The sequence below is a fragment of the Mycobacterium sp. 1245801.1 genome, assembly GCF_001673055.1.
Classification (GTDB): domain Bacteria; phylum Actinomycetota; class Actinomycetes; order Mycobacteriales; family Mycobacteriaceae; genus Mycobacterium; species Mycobacterium europaeum_A.
Genome location: NZ_LZKY01000193.1, coordinates 63167 through 83845, shown reverse-complemented (window position 1 = coordinate 83845; position 20679 = coordinate 63167). Strand labels below are relative to the sequence as shown.

The following is a 20679-nucleotide window of genomic DNA, read 5'->3' as shown; positions in this document are numbered from 1 at the left end:
GCCGTGTCCGGGACCGATCGGCGAACGCGCCGACTGGTGGTGGTACACACCCTTCCAACCCCACCCACCACCGACAATTAACTAGGTGCCCCACCGCCGCCGATCATGACCAGCAACGGCCCCAACCTCAAACAGGTTGGAGCATCAGAGAATCAACGCGGACCGAGTCCCGGCACGATGTCGCCCAGGCTGAACGTCGCCGGCTGTTCGAGCTGTTCGTAGGTGCACGAGCGTGGGTCGCGGTCCGGGCGCCACCGGTTGAACTGCGCGGTATGACGAAACCGCCGGCCTTCCATATGGTCATAGCGGACCTCGACCACCCGTTCGGGCCGCAGCGGCACGAACGACAGATCCTTGCCGGCGTTCCAGCGGGAAAATTCGTTCTTCCGAGGCGTCCGTTCGCCGGCTTCGTGCGCGGCCCAATTCCACGGGTGGCCATCGAAATCGGTGACGAGCGACTGTAATTCGCTGAACAGCCGCCGCCGCTCGGCCATCGGGAACGCACCGATCACCCCGACGGACGCCAGTTGGCCGTCATCTTGATACAGACCCAACAACAACGAACCGATCGCGTCGGCACCGGACTTGTGCACCCGATAACCGGCGACCACACAGTCGGCGGTCCGCTCGTGCTTGATCTTGAACATGATCCGCTTGTCCGGCTGATACGTGATGTCCAGCGGCTTGGCGATCACGCCGTCGAGGCCGGCGCCCTCGAATTCGTTGAACCAGCGCTGCGCGGTGTCCAGATCGGTCGTCGCCGGCGTGACGTGGATCATGCGGCCCGGCCGGGCCGCTGAAGACACAGCGTCGATCAGGGCGGCGCGCCGCTCGGTGAAGGGTCGCCGTGTGTAGTCGTCGTCGCCGAGGGCGAGTAAGTCGAACGCTATGAAGGACGCTGGCGTGGTCTGTGCGAGCATGCGCACCCGCGAATCCGCCGGATGAATCCGTTGTTGCAGCGCCTCGAAATCTAGGCCCCGGTCGGTGGCGATGACGATCTCACCGTCGATCACGCAGCGCTGCGGCAGCTCGGCCCTCACCGCGGCGACCAGCTCGGGGAAGTAGCGGGTCATCGGCCGTTCATTGCGACTGCCCAGCTCGACCTGGTCGTGGTCGCGAAAGCAGATCGACCTGAAGCCGTCCCACTTGGGCTCGTAGGACGCATCGGCGGGAATCGAGCGCACCGACTTCGCCAGCATCGGCGACACCGGCGGCATGACAGGGAGGTCCATAGCCTGATTGTGCTGGAATCGGAGGTATGGCTGCTGCAGAAGAGCTCGACGTCGACGGCATAGCGGTGCGGCTGACCAATCCGGACAAGGTGTATTTCCCCAAACTGGGATCGAAAGGCACCAAGCGGCACCTGGTGGATTACTACCGTGCCGTGGCGGGTGGTCCGATGCTCGACGCGCTGCGCGACCGGCCCACCCACCTGCAGCGGTTCCCGGACGGCGTGGACGGCGAGGAGATCTACCAGAAGCGGATCCCGCAGCACCATCCCGACTACCTGCAGACGTGCCGGGTGACCTTTCCGTCGGGGCGGACCGCCGACGCGCTGAAGGTCACCCATCCGGCGGCTGTCGTGTGGGCGGCGCAGATGGGCACGGTCACCCTGCACCCATGGCAGGTGCGCTGCCCGGACACCGACCACCCCGACGAACTGCGCATCGATCTGGATCCGCAGCCCGGCGTCGCCTTCGACCAGGCGCGCACGGTCGCGGTCGACGTGCTGCGGCCGCTGCTCGACGAACTGGGGCTGGCGGGATACCCGAAGACATCGGGCGGTCGCGGTATCCACGTGTTCCTGAGGATCGCGACCGATTGGGACTTCATCGAGGTACGCCGTGCCGGCATCGCCTTGGCCCGCGAGGTCGAGCGCCGTGCGCCCGATGCCGTCACCACCTCCTGGTGGAAGGAAGAACGTGGCGAGCGCATCTTCATCGACTTCAACCAGAACGCCCGGGACCGCACCATGGCGTCGGCGTATTCGGTGCGACGCACGCCGATCGCGACCGTTTCGATGCCACTGACATGGGACGAGCTGGCCGACGCCGAGCCGGACGATTACACCATGGCGACCGTGCCCGATCTAATCAAGGGCCGGGAAGACCCTTGGGCCGCAATGGATGATGCGGCCCAATCGATCGCTGCCCTATTGGAAATGGCCGACGCCGACGAGGCGCGCGGGCTGGGGGACATGCCGTATCCGCCGAACTACCCGAAAATGCCCGGCGAGCCCAAACGCGTTCAGCCCAGCCGGGATCGAGATCTCAAAAACGAGAAGGACTAGCCGAAACGCGCGGACTTTCCTCGGCCGCGTTTTACCGTCCCGCGCCGCTGCGCCCAAGTGAGGATCTCAACGCTATCACTCGGGGCGTCCACGCAAAAGGCATTGCATTGCGCCGCAGTGGCTTGAGCCGATTTGTCACGGTGACAACTTGGAACTTCAATCCCGTGATGCCAACCGGATTCAAACCGCACGAATTCCCGTACCCGATCCGTCAAGGCGTCGGGGCCAACGGCTTTGAACCTTTTGGCCGAGGAGAATAGTTTACCGCCATCGCGTGCAAAGGCCACCCAAGCAATTCGCGACGAGCGTGCGCGCCCCGAATAGAACCGATGGCGCCGGCAAACCCTTGCGGCCCAGCGTTTTTCGTGCCACCGGGGATCGGCTCATGCTGTCACGTTCCTATCCGCCAGGCCGGCGCGTAGCGGAATTTGACCGTGCGAATGCGGACACCCAATGCCATGGAGAAACTACTCGACAGGCCCAGGAAACGGGCCCTACCACGCAATGGACGCGGGGGTGATCCAGACCCTGCCGGTAGCCCGGCAGACCTACATCGTGCAGGTCAGATTGGGTCCGCAATCGATTGTTATCGGCGTCGTGCAGCCGGAAGCCGTGATGGCGGTGAAGGTGAGGATCAAACCAAGAACAACTTTGTATTTCAGACCAGACATGACCACTCCGTCCGTAGGAGAAATCTGACGCCCGAGAGTAGGAATATTACGCGCCGCGCCCTCGTATGAGTATGGGAATGAGTAATTTTCATTCAATTACTTCACCTGACTGAAAGCCGTCGAGTAGCGGTCGTCAATTTGGGCCGTCTTACGGCGCCAGTTCAGAAAGTTACCGCCAAAGTCGAGTTCTGCTGTGCCGCAAAGGGGTACTTGAATGCCGATCGGCGCCGTGGCGCAAACGTGTTGGCTAAAAACAGGATATTAACTCGTTTTAACGGCAGAAATCGGACTTTCAGTACGGAATTCCTCACGAGGCTCAACTGCGGGTACGAAATCTCGTTCCGTAGGCTCAGGTGCTATGTCGGTGGCAGCTCGGTTATGCACCGTGACATTCGCGTTGCTGCTGTCGACAATTCCCGTCGCCGGCGCGGCCGCCGCGGAGCCGGCCGCGCCGGTGACGAAACAAATCGGCGAAAGATTGGTCGGCTGGGACACCTATCGGCGGCTCGATCGGCTGCCGTATTTGCACCCCGGCTCGCAGACTCTGCAGGTATCCAGCTTCGATCGCAGTGGCGGCGATTACGACATATCGACGGGCAATCGCAACGGCAGCGGCGGGTGCTTGGCGCCGGGAGGCGCCGGCTGCGTCATCGCGGAGGATCACGGTGCCGGAGAGATCGAATCGATCTGGTTGACCCGCGACGGCGGCAATCTTCGCGCACTCGGAAACATCCGCATCGAGCTGGACGGGCAGACCGTGGTCGACACCCCGCTGCAATCGTTGGTCGACGGCAACCTGGGGGCACCGTTCGTGTGGCCGCTGGTCGCCAACGCCGCTCAATCGCCGGGAGGCGACTACATCAAGGTGCCGATGCCGTATCGGCGTTCGATGCGGGTCAGCGTCACATCCCATTTGGAGTACTACCACGTCGACTATCGGCAGTTTCCCAACGCCGACGGGGTCGACACCTTTTCACCGACCGACCCCGCGCTCGACGTGCTGGACATGCTGCGAGCCGCCGGTACGGCCGACCCCAAACCGGCCGCCACGGTTGCCGCGCACACCAATCGGGTCATCGAGCTGGCCCCCAGCGCCGGACAAACCATCGCCGAAACGACTGGCCCGGCGACTGTTTCGGCACTGCGGCTGCAGCTGCCCGAGCCGGCGACTGCGCAGCTGACCACCTTGCGGCTACAGATCGAGTTCGACGGCCGGACCATGGTGGACTCCCCATTAGGTGAGTTCTTCGGCGCCGGGCTGGGGGCCAACCCCGTGCGATCGCTGATGTTCGCCACCACTGCGCAGCACGATGGATCACTGCTGCTATGCGCTTGGTGGCCAATGCCTTTCGCGCAGTCAGCGCGCGTAACACTGGTCAACGCGGGCGCGGATGTGGTGTCGGGGATAGACAGCGACGTCGCCACCACTCCCGATGCCCAGTGGGCGCCCGCGCTGAGCAGCGGCCGAGCCGGCTACTTCACCGCGCGCTCGCATGCCGGGCCGACGGCACTCGGCCAGGACTGGTTGTTCGCCGAGGAACAGGGACGCGGCAAATTCGTCGGTGTCAGCCAGACCATCCGCGGCAATCGAACCAAAACGGCGTTCAGTGACGATGCCCCTTACTTTCTCGAGGGTGCCGAGCGGGTCTACACCGACGGCGCCGCGTCCCCGCAGTGGTACGGCACCGGCACCGAGGACCTGTATGAGGGCGGCTGGTACTTCAAGGGCGGCACCCACTTCAGCGACCCCCTCAACGGCCAGCCCGATCAACGCACCGCCGCCGGTGGTTGCGCCGACTATTGCGTCGCCGTCTACCGGATCATGCTGGCCGACGCCATCGGCTATCACTCCGCGATCCGATTCGGCATCGAGCACGGCAAACGGAACATGGTCCAACCCGACTACGGCTCAACGGCATTCCTCTACACACAGCCGGTCGCCGGCGTCACCGGTGGCGACGACGTCAGCCCGACTGATCCCGTCAATCGAGTCCTGCACGGCTACGCCGACTTCGACGCGACCGACCAGCTACTGGTCAGCGAGTACGAAGGCACCCAGGACACCCTGCCGGTCGTCGGTTCGGTCCGTATCGGCAAGGGCGCGATCACTTTTCATGTCCAGATCGATCCGGACAACCACGGCATCCTGCTGCGGCGGACATCGGATCAGGCCATCGGTTTTCAGTCGGCCGACGTTGCGGTTGACGGCACACCCACGGGAAACTGGTTGCAGCCGCGCAGCAACAGCTTCCACCGCTGGCTGGACGATACCTACCTGCTGCCGCGCTCGGTGACGGCGGGTAAGGCGCAGGTGACGATCACCCTGACGCCCACCGCCGACTCACCGCCGTGGACCGCCAGCCGCTATCACGTCGACACGCTGGCGGGGCCCGCCGACTAACGAGCGGTTGGTGGCCAGTCCGATGAGGGCACCGGCCAGCCCGCCGGCGGGCGCCATCAGCGAAGGCCCGGCGAGCAACAGATAGCCGAACGTGACGGCGACCAAGAGCAACGCCTGGTGCAGGGGTGCCCACGAGGCCGCCGACCGCAACCGGAACGACAAGCCGATGCCGAGCAGCAGCGCCACCACGTGGCCGACGGCGGTGAAGTCCGCACCCGCGGCCGCCACCACCGCGGTTCCCAGCCACCAACCCGCCCAGGTCCCGCGCCAGCGGGCCGGGATCGCGGCGGTGAACGCGCCGAGCACGCACATCGCGCCGTAGCTGATTCCCACGTCGCTGGCGCGGGCGACCGAAACCGGCAGCATGCCGGTTTCGATGGCGGCGACCAGGCCGACCGCGACGATCACCGTGGCGCCGATGTGCCCGACCGCGAAGGTGACGAGCAAGCCCCTGCCACACCACATGAGTTCGCCCAGGGCCAGCAGGCAGACCAGCCCGGGCAGCCAGAAGAACAGATCGCCGCCGTCGTTGACGAATGCGCTGCCGATCAAGGTGCCCAGGTGACCGCGCCCGAGGTTGTGAATGTTCGTGCTCATTCGGCTCACGGCGACCTCGTGCGCGTGCGGGCCCAGCGCGGCGAGGATGAGATAGATGGCGAGCAAGACGACCGCGTAGCTCACCGTCACTCGAACCGACGCCGCTCCGGGTATGGCGCGCAGCGGCGCCTGAGCGCAACGCAGGGCGCCGTCGCGGGTAGCGGCGAGCGTCATGCCTCTACCGTGCGGGTTCGCCGGGCGGCGTGCCTCGTTCTTAACGAAGCCTTCACACGCGCGCCGCAAATCTTCACGGATCGCCGCGGCCCCGTGACGTCGGCTTAAAGAGCGGCGATCGCGGCAACGGCCTCGTCGGCCGTCACGAGCGCCGAGGCGTAGTTGGGCATGTTCACCTCGAGGGCGGCGTGCATCTCGCCAGCCGAGTAATCGGCCGTCGCGTCTCGAACCACCGTGACGTCATACCCGAGCTCGGCGGCGAACCGAACCGTTGCCTCGACGCAGGTATGTGCGATCAAGCCCATCACGATGACCCGCTCGATGCCATGGCGCTTGAGCTGCAGGTCGAGGTCGGTGTTGGCGAAGCCGCTGGAACACCAGTGTTCGTGAGCGACGATGTCGCCCGGTTGCGGCTCGAACCCGGGACGGATCTCGCCGCCCCAGGTGCCGTATTCAAAGGTCTTGCGCGACCAGGCTGCTCGTTGCACCGGCGCGATGTACTTCCACGTCTCGTAATCGCCCGGGCGGTAGCGACGATGCAGCGCGTAAAACACGCGCAAACCCGCACCGCGGGCGGCATCGAGCACCTGCTGCATATGGGTGACGCAGTCATTGCTTTCGATGACGCCTTGCAACCGATCCCACACTTTCCCGCCCGGAGAAATGAAATCGTTGTAGGGATCGATCACCAGAAGCCCGGTCGCCGCCTTGTCATTCGCCACCCGACCATCATCTCTCGGCCGCGCCCATGATGAACGGGACATCGTCGGGAGCCGCATGGCGGGCGGTCAACAACGCCCTGGCCGCTCCGCCGATCGGAATGCGCAGCGGCAGTTGCGGTTTCTCGGCGGCATCGACCACCTCGGCCGCGACCTGTTCGGGGGTGATCATTCCGGCGCGGGCCCCGCCACCCCGCAGGATCGCCGCGTAGGGATCGTCGGGGAGCCTGTAGGTGGTCACGTCGTCGAGCGCCCCGGAGCTCACGGCTCCGGGCTCCAACAGGGCGGCCTGAATCCCCAACGGCGCGACCTCGATCGCCAACGCCTCGACGAGGGCTTCCAGCGCCCACTTCGTTGCCGCATACGCCGCCCCGGGCGGCAGCACGACGCGTCCGAGGACGCTGGACATGAACAGCAGTTTCCCGTCACGTCGGGACCTCATCTGCGGCAGGACCGCCTGGGCCACGCGGATCGCGCCGACGGTGTTGAGGTTGAGCAGCCGCTGCAGCTCGGCCAGCGGCGTGGCTTCCACGGCGGCGTAGAAGATCACCCCGGCGTTGGCGACGACGATGTCGATTTCGCCGGCGGCGTCGACGGCCGCGGTGACGCTGGCATCGTCGGTGACGTCGAGGGACAGCCGCAGGGCGACGTCGAGCTCCGCCAGGGTGCGGGGGTCACGGGCGGTGGCGACCACGCGGTGGCCGCGGCCGGCGAACTCGGTGGCGACGGCGCGGCCGATGCCGCGGTTGGCGCCGGTGATCAAAACGGAGGTCATGGCGGTCCGGTCCTTTCAGCGATGCTTGCCGTTGCCGTTGCCGTTGCCGTTGCCGTTGTATTGAGTTGTGCGACTGGGTAATTCGAAGATCAACAGGGTGCTGCTCGCCGTCGCGACGAGCGCTCCGGAGGCATCGGTGGCCTTCGCTTCGGTGAACCCGATGCGCGCGCCCGCCTTGACCACCGTGCCGACCGCGGTCAGTGGTCCGCTGGCCACGGTGACGGCTTTGAGGTAGTTGACCTTGATTTCGACCGACGTGTACCCGAAGCCCGCGGCGAGTGTGGTGTGCAATGCGCAGCCGGTGACGGTGTCCAACAGCGTGCACACGGTGCCGCCGTGCACCGTTCCCAGCGGGTTGTACATGGACCCGTCGGGTGTGCAGCTGAAGGCGATGCGGCCGTTTTCCACCTCGGCGATGCGCATCTGGATGAGCTCACCGATCGGTGGCGGCGGCAACTGCCCGTCGGACACCGCCCGCCAGTAGGACAGGCCGGACATCGACGCGGCGGCGGCCTGGGTGGCGATCGGGTCGTGCCAGCTGATCAGGCGCGACCGGGGCTCGCCCCATCCCGTGACCTCGGCCTCTCGAGCGTCTGAATGCACCATGCGACCCCTCCGGCATAAAACTGATCGGTTTACTTCGTTAGCACCAAGCTAGCGATGCACCGGCTATTTGTAAACCGGACGGTGTACCATCGGTGCCGTGAGCGCAGCCGCAGCACAGTCGCCCCGGGTGGCCGGGCGCGGCGCACGCGAACGCATCGAGCGCGCCGCGGCCCGGCTCTTCTACCGCAACGGCATTCACGCGACCGGAGTCGAACTGATCGCGCAAGAGGCCGGCGTCTCCAAGCGAACGCTTTACCAACATTTCGCCAGCAAGAACGAGCTCATCGACACCTATCTGCGCAACATCGACGCCCGCGGCGGCTCGCCCACCGAACGCCGCCTTGACGAGGGTGACCTGCCCGCCCGCGAGCGCCTGCTGGCCATCTTCGACGTACGTCAATCGGACATCGTGCGCGGCTGCCCTTTTCACAACGCCGCGGTGGAATCGGCCGGATCGCTGGCGACGACGGACGACATCGTGCGAACCCACAAGCGCAACTTCAGTGACCGTCTCATCGCGGTCGCGCGCGAGGCCGGTGCCGCCGATCCTCATCTGCTCGGCCAGCAGCTGGCCGTGCTGTTCGAGGGTGCCACCGCGATGGCGACGTCACTGAATGACACCGCGCCCGTTGTGCATGCGCGCGCCGCCGCGGCAACGCTGATCGAGGCCGCGCTGCGGTCTTGACGGACTCGTCACGATGCTGCTAGACATGGCCTGCGCCACACTTTTGGGCGATCGCCCAAAGTCGATGGGTGGAGGATGCCATGGGTCGGATGGACGGCAAGGTCGCCTTCGTGACCGGTGCGGCACGGGGGCAGGGCAGGAGTCACGCCGTCCGGCTCGCGCAGGAGGGTGCCGACATCATCGCGGTCGACATCTGCCGGGGATTTGAGGGATCGCCGGCTCCCGCCGCGACACCGGAAGACCTCGACGTCACGGCGGGCATGGTCAAGGACGCCGGAGCTCGCGTGGTGACCGCCGAGGTCGACGTCCGCGAGTACGACGCGTTGCGGGCGGCGGTCGACGGCGGTGTCGAACAGCTGGGGCGCCTCGACGTCATCGTCGCGAACGCCGGCATCGGCACGATGACCGGCAAGCTGCACAAGACCGACGAGGCGCTGTGGCAGGAGATGATCGACGTCAACCTCAGCGGTGTGTGGAAGACGGTCAAGGCCGGTGTCCCGCACCTGCTGGAGGGCGACCGCGGCGGTTCGATCATCCTGACCTCGTCGGTCGCCGGCAAGAAGGCCTACCTGCACACCGGGCACTACACGTCGGCCAAGCACGGCGTGATAGGGCTGATGCGCGCGTTCGCAGTCGAATTGGGACACAAGATGATTCGGGTCAATGCCGTGTTGCCGACCCATGTGAACACGCCGCTGCTGATCAACGAGGGCACCTTCCACGCGTTTCGCCCCGATCTGGACAACCCTGGACCCGACGATCTCGCGCCGATCTGCCAGACCTTCCACACGCTGCCGATCCCGTGGGTCACCGCCCAGGACATCAGCAATGCCGTGCTGTTCCTGGCCTCCGACGAGGCCCGCTACATCACCGGGGTCGCGCTCCCGGTGGACGCGGGCAGCTGCCTGAAGTAAGGAAGCATCGATGACGGTCACCAACGACACCGACGTCTACTACGACCCCTACGACGTCGACATCAATGCCAACCCGTACCCGATCTACGCGCGGCTGCGCGAGGAAGCGCCGATCTACTACAACGAGCGCTACGACTTCTGGGCGCTGTCAAGGCATTCCGACGTCGAACGCGGCCTGGCCAACTGGGAGACCTTCTCCAACAGACGAAGCGACATCCTCGAGCTCGTCCAGTCGAAATTCGACATGCCCGGCGGCGTCATGATGTTCCAGGACCCGCCCGAACACTCGAGGCTGCGCGGCCTGATGTCGCGGGTGTTCACCCCCCGCCGGATGGCCGCGCTCGAGGACCAGATCCGGCAATACTGCGTGCGCTGCCTGGACCCGCTGGTCGGCTCCGGGGGTTTCGACATCATCGCCGAGCTGGCATCCATGATGCCGATGCGCGTGATCGGAATGCTGTTGGGGATCCCGGAGTCCGAACAGATCTCAGTGCGCGACGCCAACGACGCCAACCTGCGCACCAAGCCGGGTGCGCCGTTGAAGGTCGCCGACGCCGACTCCATCGCCGACGGCCGCATCTACGCCGACTACGTCGAATGGCGTTCCAAGAACCCCTCGGACGATTTGATGACAACGCTGCTCAACGTCGAATTCGACGACGAGAACGGGGTGCACCGCAAGCTGACCCGCAAGGAGGTGCTGCACTACACGCAGGTGGTCGCCGGGGCCGGAAACGAGACCACCGGCCGGCTGATCGGCTGGCTGGCCAAAGTGCTCGCCGAGCACCCCGACCAGCGCCGCGAGGTCTACCGGGACCGGTCACTGTTGACCCGCACCGTCGACGAGACGCTGCGATTCGAACCCACCGGTCCGCACGTCGCCCGTTGGATGGCAAGGGATTTCGAGTGTTACGGCACGACGGTGCCGGCCGGCAGCGCGATGCTGTTGCTGTTCGGCGCCGCCAATCGCGATCACCGCCGCTACACCGATCCCGACACCTACGACATCCGCCGCGACAACATCTCGCACATCACCTTCGGTAAGGGCGTGCACTACTGTCTGGGTGCCAACCTGGCCCGCCTCGAGGGCCGCGTCGCGCTGGACGAGATCCTCAACCGGTGGCCCGAATGGGACATCGATTACGACACGGCGCAATTGGCGTCGACGTCGACCGTCCGCGGCTGGGAGCGACTGCGGGTCGTGCTGCCCTGAGAACGGCTGGCGCTTAACCGGCCGTGTCAGCTGCCGCGGCGTTTCTTCGGCGTGGGCATCTCGAATCGGTCCAGGAAGCGATTGACCAACGCGATGGCCTCGTCATGGCCGCCGTGGGTACCGAGGCCCTGCTCGAGGATCAGTGTGCGCCCGATGGAGGCGATGACGACCGCCAGGGCCGCGGGCGGGAATTCGTCCGTGTCGAGCTCGTGTTCGCGAACGATGAAGTTCAGCGCGGTGATCTGCTGTTCGCGCCAGCGCTCCGACCATGCCGAGATTTCGGCCCGAATCTCCTTGCGGTGGTTGGCAAGTCCCATGAACTCCAGCAGCAGCCGGGTGTCCTTGGGTTCGATGAGCGTTGCCCAGAAGGCGTGCAGCGGCCGGTCGGAGGACAACGCCTTCTGCTGGCGCTCCAGGTAGATCGCGGCACCGCGGCGAAAGACGGCCAGGTACAGCTCGTCCATGGTGGGGAAGTAGTAGTGCACCAGGGCCGGTTTGACGCCGGCCTTCGCCGCTACCCGCCGTGACGTGGCCGCGGCGTAGCCCTCCTCGAGCATGATCTGACTCGTGGCGGCCACCAGCATGTCGCGCGTGGTCGAGTCACGCGGCTTCGGTCGATGGGATGCGGTCACTGTGTGGTCTTATCACAGGTCCGGTCAGGGAACCGGCTCGGCGACCATGTCGAAGAACGCGGCACCGGAGTCCAGGATGCGGTTCTGTTTGAACACGTTGACGGCGTAGGAGACCAGGATCATCGAATACAGCAGGTGCAGCAGCCTGGTCGCCTCGTCCGGTAACGCGTTGATGTCGAGCCCGTTCAGGTAGGCGATCGCCTCCTCCGCTCGTGGGGCGATGGCGTCGTAGAAGGTGACGAGGTCGTCGTAGGGCTTGGCCAGTCGCGCCTCGTAGCGCTGCGCGCGGGTCGGCAACGCCCAATCGTCGACGAACGGTTCGAGGTCGGTGAAACCGGCAGGCAGCGTCATGACGACTCTCCGGATCGATAGGCATCCACCGTGTCGCGAATGACGGTGTGGAACTGGCGGATGAGCAGTTCCTGGTCGCTGAGGTGAAAGCTGTTCTGCGCGCGGGTTTTCAGGGCAGAATGGGTCGCCTCGATCGTGTTCACGTCCTGCATCGCGAACTCGATCGTGCTGTCGACCACCAGTTCCTGGGCCAGGCGTTCGGCGGCGTTGGCCGGTGGCAGGAAATACATGTCGATCTCGTAAATGTGCGAGTCGACCGTCTCGGGCCAATAGGTGTAGGTGATGTAGTAGCCGCGGGCCCAGATCTGGATCGAGATGTTCGGGAACACCCAGAACTGGTCGTTGCCCCACGAGGCGATGTCGCCGCGGTTGAGGAAATTCGGTTGCGGCGCTCCGAAGCCCAGGTCGGGAACGTCGTCGGGCCCGAACAGCCCGGCGCGGAACAGCTTGTACACCCAGCGCTGGTCCTGGCGGGCCGGTCCCGCGGTGCCGGGCTCGCGCGGTGGCAGCGGTGGCGGCCCGGGCACCGAGGTGAGCATGTGGGGCCGGAACAGTTCGTAGTGGTAAGAGTCGACGGGCGGCACCATCTTCTCGGCCTTGGCGACGTCGGGATCGATGAAGCGGCCGTGCACATACGGCGGGTGATACCACTCGCAGACCGAATCGACGGCCAGCTTCCAGTTCCCGTTGATGCGGGTGGAAAACCCGTAGTGCTGCGTCATCCTCTCGAAGGGATAGGCCTCGATGCCCAGCAATCCGTCGCCGAGGAAGTCACGCAACGGCACCGGTGCCCCTTCTTGTTCGGAGGCGAGGTTGACGAAGATGAAACCCGCCCAGACCTCGCAGTGCACCGGGGGCATGCGCAGTGTGCTCCTGTCGAGGTCGAAGAACTCGCCCTCGTTGGTGATGTGGTTGACCTTGCCGTCCAGGCCGTAGCGCCACCCGTGGTACTTGCACGCGAATGCCCTACAGGTGCCCGACGTTTCGCGGCCCGGGTGCTCCTGCCAGACCACCTTGTTGCCGCGGTGCGCGCACACGTTGTGGAAGGCGTGCACGGTGTCGTCGCGGTCTCGGGCGATCACGATCGAGGCGAGGCGCCCGGGCAGATCGCGAGTGAAGTAGGAGCCCTTACGGGGCAGCCGTTCGATGCGTCCAACGCACAACCAGTTTCGCTCGAAGACGGCCTTGCGTTCGGCGGTGAAGAACTCCTCGGAGATCGAGTCCTCGTAGCTGACCGGCGCAGTCCCCAGCTCGGGATAGTCGGTGGTGAACTTGCCCCGCCCGGTCGACAGGCGCTGCTGGATGCCGGTCATGACGGGGCTCCGCCATTGCTCGGTGTCGACCATGGCTCCGCGTCCCAGGCCCGGTCCAGCGGCGCCATCTCGCCGCCGAACGGGAAGAAGGCGCGCTGCGCGTAGGTCTCCCGGGCCAACCCGTGGCCGAGCTCGTCGATGAAGGCACGCTTGAGCGGATTGGTGAACAGCTGCCGCGAGTAACGCAGCGTCAGTGGTGGGCGCTTGACCAGTTCGCGGGCGAGTTCCCAAGCCCTGTCCAGCAATTGGTCCTTGGGCAGCACCTCGTTGACCACCCCCCACTCCTTGGCCTCCTGGGCGCCGAGCTTCATGCCGGTCAGCAGGAAATAGCGGGCCCGGGTGTGGCCGGCCAGAAAGCTCCAGATGACATGCTGGCCGTCGCCGGGCACCTGGCCGCGCGGAAAGTGCGAGGCGTCCTGAAAGTAGGCGTCTTCGGCGGCCAGCACGATGTCGCCGAGCAGCGGCACCTCGGAGTGCATGTTGCACGGCCCGTTCACCGCGCTGATCATCGGCACGTCGACATCGAGCACATTGGTGATCAAATGACGCGCGTACCAGGCTTTTTCGTCGAGCTTCAGCAGGCCGCGGGTGCCCGGCATCAAAAGATAGTCGGGTTTGTCGACCGGGTCGCCGTTGGGCATGCGTCCCCAGTTGGCGTTGTAGTTCTCGCCGGTTCCGGTGTGGATGAGCACCTTGATCTCGCGGTCGCCCGCGATATCGGCGAACACATCCGACATCTCGTCGTGTGCCCGCCAGTCCCACACCAGGCTGCCGCCGTTGGTGTGGCACTGCATCAACAGGATGCCGTCCTCGGAGAGCTCGAGCCGATAATTCGCGTAGCGATCGTGGTATTCGCTGTATCTGGTGCGCTTCGCCATTGGGCCGTCTCATTCCCGACAAATTGTCAGCCAGCTCGTTTGAGCGATCGCCCAAACTCCGATAGCTGCCATGCTTGCACCTGAAGTCGCGGGGGTCAAGGTTCACCGTCCGTGCAGGCGGGCCACCACCGGTGCGAAGGATTCGATCTGTGACTGCTGCACGGTGACGTAGTTGACGCCCAGGCTTTCCCGGCGCGAATGCAGCTTCTCCACAACGTATTCCGCCGAGCCGATCAGGACATTCGGATGGTCCCGTAACAACTCGGCGGTGATGCCCGTCGACGCCGCCAGCCCGGCCAGTACCGCCTCGGGGTCGTCGGTGATCTCGGTGAAGTACGGCGAGCTTTCGACGTCGAGGCGGCCGTAGCGCTCCCCGGCGGCGGCCCGCACGAACCCGATTCGGCGCTCGGCCACCGCCTGTGGGTCCAGCCCGTCGGCGTCGCGCGCCACAAAGGGCACGCTGGAGATGCTGACGATGTCGGCTTCGCGCCCGGCCAGCGTGAGGACGCGCTGTCCGCCGCCGCCGATCATGACCGGCGGATGCGGTTGTTGCACCGGTCGCGGCCGGCCCGCATAGCCGCGTACCCCGACGAACTCGCCCGAGCAGTCGAGTTCCTCGCCCCGCCAATGGGCCTTGATCAGCGAGACCACCTCGGCCAGCTTGGCGATCCGCCGGCCCGGCCGGTCGAATTCGAGGCCCATCGCGGCGTACTCGACGCCGCTCCAGCCGGCGCCGATACCGAATTCGAGCCGGCCCTCGGAGAGCAGGTCGAGCGTCGCCGCCTCCTTGGCCAGCACCGCGGGCACGTGGTAATCGATGCAGAAGACGCGGCAACCGATGCGCACGGTGTCGGTCCAGGCCGCCGCCGCAGCCATCGCCGCGACCGGTGCCAGGTCCTGGCGCGGGGTGCGCGCCTGGCGCTGCGCGGGCCCCGGCCCCAGGTAGTGGTCGGCGAGGAAAAGCGTTGTGTAGCCGAGGTCTTCGACGCGGCGAACGGTGTCGCGCCACGCGCGCGCGTCGGCGGCATTGGTCGCCTGCACTCCGAACCGAAACGGGGGTCTGCCCATCAACGGACCCTAAGCGGGGCGGCGGAACCGAATCAAGGCGAATCCGAGATGTCGCGTCTTGACCGTCGCGGCGGCCGGGTGATAGGCATGTGGAGCCCATGTTTGGGCGGTCGCTCAGGAAAGCCGAGGTGATGCGCGCGTGAAGACGGCGGTCGTTACCGGCGGCGCCTCGGGGATCGGCCGTGCCGTCGCCGAGCGGTTGCGCAGCGACGGGTTTCAGGTGGCCGTGCTCGATCTGGCTGTCACCGATGACGGGTTCGGTTATGGCGCCGATGTCACGGACCGCGCTCAGGTCGATGCCGCGATAGCGGCCATCCGCAAGGCGTTTGGCCCGATTCTGGTGTTGGTCAATGCGGCAGGCGTGGAAGGGTTCGCGAAGTTCTCGGAGATGTCCTTCGAGCAATGGTCGAAGGTGATCGACGTCAACCTGCACGGCGTTTTCCACACCGTCCAGGCCGTGCTGCCCGACATGGTCGAGGCGAAATGGGGGCGCATCGTCAACATCTCGTCGTCCAGCACGCACTCCGGGCAGCCGTTCATGGCTCACTACGTCGCCGCGAAGTCCGCGGTGAACGGGCTGACCAAATCGCTGGCCCTCGAATACGGACCAGTGGGCATCACCGTCAATGCGGTGCCGCCGGGCTTCGTCGATACCCCGATGCTGCGCAGCGCCGAGCGGCGCCACCTGCTCGGTGGGACCGTGGAGGACCACATCCAACGCACCCCGGTGCGTCGCGTGGGCAAGCCGGAGGACATCGCCGCGGCCTGCGCCTTCTTTGTCTCCGAGGAGGCCGGCTACATCACCGGCCAGATACTGGGCGTCAACGGCGGGCGCAACACCTGAACACCAAACACTTGGATTCCCAACGGGATTGATGCGCGAGCGGGATGCTCCGCTGGTCGGCGGCGCCGGGCTGACCATCCCATGATTGGGAAGTTCGCGATCGGGGAATGGGTGGGGCATCCATCCACAGACAAGGAATCCCGGTGGCCACCAGCTTCAAGGACGTCATTCAATCCAAATACCTGCTGTTGACGACATTCACCAAGGACGGGCGTCCGAAACCGACGCCGATCTGGGGCGTGCCCGACGGTGACGACAAATTGTTGGTGATCACCGACGACGGCTCGTGGAAAACCAAGCGAATCAACAACACTCCCAGGGTGACAATCGCCAAGAGCGCGGCGCTGGGCAAACCCAAGAGCGACGAGGTCGAAGCCGTCGCCCGGGTGTTACCGAAATCCGAGACGCGGCGGGTCTACAACGCCGTCCTCAAGCGGTATTGGTATCACGCGTGGTGGTTCTATGCGCACACGATCGTCCGCGGCGGCATCGACAAGGTGCACGTCGGCCTGGAGATCAAGCCCGCGGCCTGACAGCCCGCGCGGCTAGGAGCCCTCGGAGCGAATGGCCTCAAAAGTATCTGCGACCGTCTCCTGCGGATCCCGGTAGGTGATGCCGAGTTCTCGTTCGCTCGGGGAATCGTCGGAGGCCGGCATTTGCGTGTAGTACTGCATTCCGGCCCACGTGAACGGCGTTTCGAAGGGCAGGAAGCGGTTCGCTCGATCCAGCACCGCGCCCGCCACGCGCAGCGCCGTGTCCGGGATGGGGACGGCGACCATCGGCGTCCCCGCGACCTCGCCGAGCAGGTTGGCCAGGTCCGCCGCGGGCACCCGATGACCGCCGGCGGTGTAGCGGCGGGGCCCGTGCCCGGGTTCGAGTAGGGCCGCGTGCAGCGCGGCCAGGTCCCGTACGTCGACGATCAGCCACGCCGCGCTGCGGCCCGGGATCGCGTGCATCTGCAGCGCGGATCGCACACCCTCACCGGCCTCGCCGAACTGGTCGCCGACCGGCGGGCCGAGCACCATGCCCGGATAGGTGATGTTGACCGGCGCGCCGGCATCCTGCAGGCCCCGGGCGTAGATCTCGACCTGTGCCTTGGAGGTTCCGTATCCATCCGCGCCGCCCACCACCGGCAGGTCCGCCGTCAACGTCTCCAGGTCGGGATGGAACAGCGCGGTGAAGCTGGACACGTGGACGATGGGGTCCAGGCCCAGCTCGACCGACTGCCCCAGGACGTTCTGCGCGCCTTGCATATTGGTGGCGAGCATCTCGGCGGTCTGACGGGGGTCGGTGGCCACCAGTGCGGCGCTGTGCACGACGGCGTCGCAGCCCTGCAACGCCTCCCGCACGGCGACCCGGTCGGTGATGTCGGCGACGGCGAAGTCCGAGACGTCCACGCCCAGCTTGGCGACGGTGGTCTGCAACTTGTCGGGGTTTCGCACCAGGAACCTGACGGAGTGCCCGGCATCGGAGATGGCCTTGGCGGTCCAGCCGCCGACGAATCCGGTACCGCCCGTGATCAGAACCCGCATGGCCTCATTCTGCAAGACCGCCGAATCTACAGGTGGCTCGAGGCGAAGTTCGCCGCTTGGTTCGTCATGCCGTTGATCGGATATGACGTGTGCGCGGCGAAATCGCTGCCGTCGCCCTTGCCGCAGACCGGGTCACCCTGCGCGCACAACTCCAGGGTCTTGGGCTGATACAACGGGCCGATGGTCAGCGGCGGTGCGTTGTACTTCTGCAGGAACTGACCCGACGGCGTTCCGAACAGCGTCACGGCGGCGACGTGCTTGGCGACGTCGGGCGGCATCGGCGGGGGTACCGCGGACGCGGGCACCCCCGGGGGCACGGCGGCCGAGGTGGTGTATCCCGCGACGGCAGCGCCCTGCGAGTAGCCGCCGAGCACCTCTTTGGTGTTGGGACAGTTCGCGGCCATCGACTCGATGTGCGAACTGGCGTCGCGGATACCGTCGATGACGGTCAACGGAAAGTCCGGGCTCGAAAAGTCAGTGCTGGCAGGATAATTCACCGGATACACGGTCAGTGACCTGCCGCCGACCTGTGAGCGCAACGCGTCGACGAAGGGCTGGCCGATCCCGCCGACGCCGGGCGCCTCGCCCGATCCCCGGGCGAAAACGACCTCGACGTCCGGACACGGCTCGGCCGCCGCGGACGGCGCCGGCGCGCCCGCCATCAGCGCACCGCACACCGCCGCCGCGGAAAGCAGACTAATCGACAGTTGGCGCGCCAACATGGCGGCCGACCCATCGCGGCAGTTCATTACTTCTTGAAGGCGTCCTTCACCTTTTCACCGGCGTCCTTCAGGCTGGACTTCGCCTGGTCCGCCCTGCCCTCGTTTTTGGTGTCGTGATCGCCGGTCGCCTTGCCGACTGCCTCCTTGGCCCGGCCGCCGAGGTCCTCGATCTTGTTCTTCAGCTTGTCTTCGTTGCTCATGCCGCTGTGGCTACCCAGCAATGGCGGCTGCCAAAACCCGCGCTGCTGTCATCATGGATTCGTGAGCACCGCAATCGTGGTGGCGGTAGTGGCGGGGTTGATGCTGCTCGGCATCGGCATGGTGATCAATCAGCTGCTGCGCCTGAGGCGCTATTTGGGGGACTCGCCCACCGTGCAACCCCCCGGTACGGATGCTGACCCGCCTCCGGACCCACCGACCCCCTGACGGGGTGCCGCGGGTTCAGCTCGCAATCGCGGCGATCGCGGCCGCGCTCTCCAAGTCGCCGAAGGCGACCGCGTATCGCTGAGCCAGGGCCGCGGCGACTTCGACGCGTTGCCAGAGTCCCCCGCCGGCGCTGGCCGTGCACAGCCACAAAGCCAACCCGTGTGCGACCGACGCGCGATAGCGCAACCAAACCTCTGCCGGGGACGGAATCTCGTTGGCGGACAGCGCGAGCGCATCGCGGTATTCGTCGAGGAGGCTGCGTTCGTGCCTGCGGCGATCATCAACCGTCAGAGCGCCCTGCAGGAAGTAGCCGAGGTCAAGTGACCAGTTTCCCCGGCGCGTCATCTGCCAGTCCAGGAACCCTACTTCGCCGTGTGGCGTGACGTAGGTGTTGCCGATGTGTGGATCGCCGTGCAGCAACGTCTGGGGCGATGAGGTCAGGGTCCGGATGTACGGCTTCCACACTGACTCGACGAGATGGTCGATGGTCAGATTCAGCACCTCGGCGGGAGTGTCGTGATCGAGGAGTTCCAGGGCCGACGGCAGCGGGGCGTATTGCAGGCCGTCGAAGGGCAGGAACGGTTCGAGCCAGACGAGACCCGGATGTCGCAGTACGCGCTCGCCCCAGTATCGGCCGTGCAGTCGGCCCAGGGCGCGCACTCCGGAGGCGGCCTCCTCGACGGTCAGCGGGCGGAGCGAGTCACGCGGATCCGCCGCGCGTGCGTTCAGATCCTCCATGACCATGATGAAGTCGTAGGCGTCTTCATCGATCACAGCGGTGTACACCGCCGGGTGTTCGAGCGGCAGGGGAACACCGGACATGAATAACCGCGGCTCGTGGAACATCCCGCTGGTCATCCGGATCAGCTCTTTGTGAGCCGGATCGGCGGCCTTGACGAATACGGTGGCCGGACCGTCGCCGGCCGAGTAGCTCAGCGCTAGTCGGGCGCGCCGGTTGGTGCCGTCGTCGCGGAGCTCGACGGCCACCTCGTCGACGACGGCATCGGGGTGACTCTCCGCGAGGGCCGCCGACATCCAGGCCGGGGTGATGTCGTCCCAGCTCTGCGGCACCGACAGCGGCAGCGTGCGCACCAGGATCCTCTCGTCGTGGCGGCCGTGGTGTGCCAGTAACGACACGGACCGTGTCGTTACTGGCTAGGAGGGGAAGTTACCGCATGTGGCGCACCCTTTGGAAGGGCTCGGGCTGATCTAAGCTCGCCCTCATGCCTCAGATGAGGGGCGGCAGACCGCGCGACATGCAGCTTGACGATGCGATCCTGGTGGCCACCCGGGATCTGTTGGCGGTGGGCAGTTACGCCGAGTTGTCGATGGAGAAGGTGGCCGCCCACGCCAAAGTGGGCAAGAAGACGTTGTACCGCCGCTGGCCGTCGAAAGCCCCACTCGTCGCAGATGCCGTCCTGGACGCCTACGGTCGAGGCGGCTCGTTCGAGGTCCCCGACACCGGCGACCTACGAGCCGATCTGCGCTCCTGGCTCGTCGAGCACGCGGAATTCATCGCCGACCCGGCGAGCGCAGCGCTCATACGGGCGCTGATTGCCGCCGCGGCCGCAAGCGCGGCGGATAACGAGGCGCTCTACCAACAGCTCAGCATCCCCCAGCACGCCGGGCTGTTGGCCCGCCTGCGCCGCGCCGCCGGCGACGGCCACTTGCAGGCCGACGCGGATCTCGATTCGGTCGCGAACGCGCTGATCGGCACCCTGCTGCTGCGCGTGCTGACCGGCATACCGGCCGGCGGCCCGCCCGCGACCGAGTTCGACGGACTCCTCGACGCGCTTCTCGACGGCGCCGCGCGCTGATCCGCGAAGGCAGCTATCCCAAGCCAGGTCGGCGACGGACGGCGCTTGGGA

24 protein-coding genes are annotated in these 20679 nt (G+C 66.1%); 10 read left to right on the top strand and 14 right to left on the bottom strand.

The window, feature by feature from the left end:
- Positions 1-152: 152 nt before the first annotated feature.
- A complete protein-coding gene (locus A5622_RS12505) occupies positions 153-1232 on the bottom strand; it encodes an ATP-dependent DNA ligase (RefSeq protein WP_066868247.1) in 1080 nt (359 codons plus the stop codon).
- Between the two features lie 26 nt (positions 1233-1258).
- On the opposite strand from A5622_RS12505, the gene ligD reads away from it, so the two are divergent.
- The 3 genes from ligD to A5622_RS12490 all read left to right on the top strand — a co-directional run bounded on the left by ligD (position 1259) and on the right by A5622_RS12490 (position 5362).
- The gene (ligD, locus tag A5622_RS12500) at positions 1259-2290 is read left to right on the top strand and encodes a non-homologous end-joining DNA ligase (RefSeq protein WP_066868249.1); all 1032 of its coding nucleotides are present in this window, start codon (positions 1259-1261) and stop codon (positions 2288-2290) included.
- Between the two features lie 516 nt (positions 2291-2806).
- Positions 2807-2989, top strand: a complete 183-nt coding sequence (locus A5622_RS12495) for a hypothetical protein (protein WP_156749049.1) — start codon at positions 2807-2809, stop codon at positions 2987-2989.
- 330 nt (positions 2990-3319) lie between these two features.
- A complete protein-coding gene (locus A5622_RS12490) occupies positions 3320-5362 on the top strand; it encodes a glycoside hydrolase family 172 protein (RefSeq protein ID WP_066878788.1) in 2043 nt (680 codons plus the stop codon).
- Here the strand turns inward: A5622_RS12490 and A5622_RS12485 are convergent.
- From A5622_RS12485 to A5622_RS12470, 4 genes are all read right to left on the bottom strand, one after another.
- The gene (locus tag A5622_RS12485; protein ID WP_082984730.1) at positions 5303-6133 is read right to left on the bottom strand and encodes a rhomboid-like protein; all 831 of its coding nucleotides are present in this window, start codon (positions 6131-6133) and stop codon (positions 5303-5305) included. The genes A5622_RS12490 and A5622_RS12485 overlap by 60 nt on opposite strands.
- A 104-nt stretch (positions 6134-6237) precedes the next feature.
- Positions 6238-6897 (bottom strand): cysteine hydrolase family protein, encoded by a 660-nt coding sequence (locus tag A5622_RS12480; protein WP_066868256.1) that lies wholly within the window; start codon positions 6895-6897, stop codon positions 6238-6240.
- Positions 6863-7627 carry an SDR family oxidoreductase gene (locus A5622_RS12475; protein WP_066868258.1) on the bottom strand — a complete coding sequence of 255 codons (765 nt, stop codon included), beginning with the start codon at positions 7625-7627 and terminating at the stop codon, positions 6863-6865. Before A5622_RS12475 ends, A5622_RS12480 begins: the two co-directional genes overlap by 35 nt.
- 15 nt (positions 7628-7642) lie before the next feature.
- The gene (locus A5622_RS12470) at positions 7643-8233 is read right to left on the bottom strand and encodes a PaaI family thioesterase (protein ID WP_066868260.1); all 591 of its coding nucleotides are present in this window, start codon (positions 8231-8233) and stop codon (positions 7643-7645) included.
- Positions 8234-8330: 97 nt separating this feature from the next.
- Here A5622_RS12470 and A5622_RS12465 point away from each other — a divergent pair, with 97 nt between their 5' ends.
- The 3 genes from A5622_RS12465 to A5622_RS12455 all read left to right on the top strand — a co-directional run bounded on the left by A5622_RS12465 (position 8331) and on the right by A5622_RS12455 (position 11045).
- Positions 8331-8918 carry a TetR/AcrR family transcriptional regulator gene (locus tag A5622_RS12465; protein WP_066868262.1) on the top strand — a complete coding sequence of 196 codons (588 nt, stop codon included), beginning with the start codon at positions 8331-8333 and terminating at the stop codon, positions 8916-8918.
- 80 nt (positions 8919-8998) lie between these two features.
- Positions 8999-9832 (top strand): mycofactocin-coupled SDR family oxidoreductase, encoded by an 834-nt coding sequence (locus A5622_RS12460; protein WP_066868264.1) that lies wholly within the window; start codon positions 8999-9001, stop codon positions 9830-9832.
- Positions 9833-9842: 10 nt separating this feature from the next.
- Entirely contained in the window at positions 9843-11045 is a 1203-nt protein-coding gene (locus tag A5622_RS12455) for a cytochrome P450 (RefSeq protein ID WP_066868266.1), read from the top strand.
- A gap of 26 nt (positions 11046-11071) precedes the next feature.
- Here the strand turns inward: A5622_RS12455 and A5622_RS12450 are convergent, their stop codons facing one another.
- The 5 genes from A5622_RS12450 to A5622_RS12430 all read right to left on the bottom strand — a co-directional run bounded on the left by A5622_RS12450 (position 11072) and on the right by A5622_RS12430 (position 15287).
- Positions 11072-11629, bottom strand: coding sequence for a TetR/AcrR family transcriptional regulator (locus A5622_RS12450; RefSeq protein WP_066868267.1), 558 nt, complete (start codon positions 11627-11629; stop codon positions 11072-11074).
- 72 nt (positions 11630-11701) lie between these two features.
- Positions 11702-12028: a hypothetical protein gene (locus A5622_RS12445; RefSeq protein WP_066878787.1), complete on the bottom strand. Its 327-nt coding sequence runs from the start codon at positions 12026-12028 to the stop codon at positions 11702-11704.
- Entirely contained in the window at positions 12025-13341 is a 1317-nt protein-coding gene (locus A5622_RS12440) for an aromatic ring-hydroxylating dioxygenase subunit alpha (RefSeq protein ID WP_066868271.1), read from the bottom strand. Before A5622_RS12440 ends, A5622_RS12445 begins: the two co-directional genes overlap by 4 nt.
- The gene (locus A5622_RS12435; protein WP_066868273.1) at positions 13338-14219 is read right to left on the bottom strand and encodes an enoyl-CoA hydratase/isomerase family protein; all 882 of its coding nucleotides are present in this window, start codon (positions 14217-14219) and stop codon (positions 13338-13340) included. Before A5622_RS12435 ends, A5622_RS12440 begins: the two co-directional genes overlap by 4 nt.
- Positions 14220-14321: 102 nt before the next feature.
- Entirely contained in the window at positions 14322-15287 is a 966-nt protein-coding gene (locus A5622_RS12430) for a TIGR03621 family F420-dependent LLM class oxidoreductase (protein WP_066878785.1), read from the bottom strand.
- 139 nt (positions 15288-15426) lie between these two features.
- Between A5622_RS12430 and A5622_RS12425 the strand changes: the two genes are divergently transcribed.
- Together A5622_RS12425 and A5622_RS12420 are read left to right on the top strand one after the other, a co-directional pair.
- Positions 15427-16131 carry an SDR family NAD(P)-dependent oxidoreductase gene (locus A5622_RS12425; RefSeq protein ID WP_066878783.1) on the top strand — a complete coding sequence of 235 codons (705 nt, stop codon included), beginning with the start codon at positions 15427-15429 and terminating at the stop codon, positions 16129-16131.
- 143 nt (positions 16132-16274) lie between these two features.
- Positions 16275-16664, top strand: coding sequence for a PPOX class F420-dependent oxidoreductase (locus A5622_RS12420; protein ID WP_066868280.1), 390 nt, complete (start codon positions 16275-16277; stop codon positions 16662-16664).
- A 12-nt stretch (positions 16665-16676) separates the two neighbouring features.
- Here A5622_RS12420 and A5622_RS12415 read toward each other — a convergent pair whose 3' ends face one another.
- Genes A5622_RS12415 through A5622_RS12405 form a run of 3 tightly spaced genes read right to left on the bottom strand, consistent with a single transcriptional unit; the run spans position 16677 to position 18585 of the window.
- The gene (locus tag A5622_RS12415) at positions 16677-17663 is read right to left on the bottom strand and encodes an SDR family NAD(P)-dependent oxidoreductase (RefSeq protein ID WP_066868282.1); all 987 of its coding nucleotides are present in this window, start codon (positions 17661-17663) and stop codon (positions 16677-16679) included.
- A 26-nt stretch (positions 17664-17689) separates the two neighbouring features.
- Positions 17690-18385 (bottom strand): cutinase family protein, encoded by a 696-nt coding sequence (locus A5622_RS12410; RefSeq protein WP_066878801.1) that lies wholly within the window; start codon positions 18383-18385, stop codon positions 17690-17692.
- Between the two features lie 26 nt (positions 18386-18411).
- Positions 18412-18585: a CsbD family protein gene (locus A5622_RS12405; RefSeq protein WP_066868284.1), complete on the bottom strand. Its 174-nt coding sequence runs from the start codon at positions 18583-18585 to the stop codon at positions 18412-18414.
- Between the two features lie 61 nt (positions 18586-18646).
- Here A5622_RS12405 and A5622_RS29660 point away from each other — a divergent pair, with 61 nt between their 5' ends.
- A complete protein-coding gene (locus A5622_RS29660; RefSeq protein ID WP_197498103.1) occupies positions 18647-18811 on the top strand; it encodes a hypothetical protein in 165 nt (54 codons plus the stop codon).
- Positions 18812-18826: 15 nt separating this feature from the next.
- Here A5622_RS29660 and A5622_RS12395 read toward each other — a convergent pair whose 3' ends face one another.
- The gene (locus A5622_RS12395) at positions 18827-19846 is read right to left on the bottom strand and encodes a phosphotransferase (RefSeq protein ID WP_066878799.1); all 1020 of its coding nucleotides are present in this window, start codon (positions 19844-19846) and stop codon (positions 18827-18829) included.
- Positions 19847-20034: 188 nt separating this feature from the next.
- On the opposite strand from A5622_RS12395, the gene A5622_RS12390 reads away from it, so the two are divergent.
- On the top strand, positions 20035-20628 hold the full coding sequence (locus tag A5622_RS12390) for a TetR/AcrR family transcriptional regulator (RefSeq protein ID WP_066868288.1): 594 nt from the start codon (positions 20035-20037) through the stop codon (positions 20626-20628).
- The last annotated feature ends 51 nt before the right edge of the window (positions 20629-20679 follow it).